The sequence below is a fragment of the Mucilaginibacter sp. P4_G9 genome (genome assembly GCF_056400985.1).
The window spans coordinates 1-866 of record NZ_JBFUKF010000859.1 but is presented as its reverse complement, the minus strand read 5'-3'; the positions used below and the strand labels follow the sequence as shown (position 1 = coordinate 866).

1 protein-coding gene is annotated in these 866 nt (G+C 41.9%); it reads right to left on the bottom strand.

Annotated features, from left to right (window positions below):
- Positions 1–600 (bottom strand): PIN domain-containing protein (locus AC1DPZ_RS28180; protein ID WP_477409766.1); only part of this gene is annotated, 600 nt, incomplete at its 3' end.
- Positions 601–866 lie beyond the last annotated feature (266 nt).

The following is an 866-nucleotide window of genomic DNA, read 5'->3' as shown; positions in this document are numbered from 1 at the left end:
AGTATAAGCCGGTATGTTCAGGCTTTCGGAGGGTAGGTTTTCTTGCTTATTAAGCAGGGTTACCAGCTTTTCGGTTACCTTATCTATATCGGTTTTACCGGTATACAATTCTGCCAGGTTTTTAATTTTACCGGTTTCGTAATCCTCGGCATGTAGGTTAAGGGCTTTAGCCTTAAGGCGAAGGCAGATGTCTTTGGATACAAGCACCACCTTTTTATGAGGATATTCTTCCTGCAAACCTAAGGCAGCGTTTAAAATATGATGATCGGTTTTATCAGATCCAAAAACCTCAACGGCATCTGCAGCGATGTTTTTTATATCCATGGCTACTTTAAAACTCCCCTTGCTTTTACCGTTAAGCGGAATCCACTCATTCACCAGGTTGTTTTTTGACAGGTCATCCATCAGGCGGATAAAGCTGCGTGCCTCAAAATTACGGGTATCGTTGCCGTTCTTTTTATTATCAAGCTCTTCCAATACCTGTATAGGTATGGCTACATCATGCTCCTGAAAGTTTTGAAAGGCATTATGATCGTAAAGGATCACTGAAGTATCTAAAACGAATATCTTCTTCTGGTTGCGCGGGCCGTCCTTATTCATATCCTACTAAATTAGGTTTTTTAAGGTTTGTTCAAAATGAAAATGCTATTATGAACAAAAAAACCTTGTAAAAGCGAAAACGGGAGTCTCCTCTTGCGATTTGAACTCCCGTTTCCAAACCACTGTTCCACCGTAGTTTCCCAGTAGCACCAAGTTTTGTGTAAGATGACCGATAAGCCTTCGTCTGCTGTCCTTGCGAACAACTGACTACCGCAATATCACTGATTCTGTTTTGGGTCTCCGTGAAGCCCCGCATCGTTCTCAGT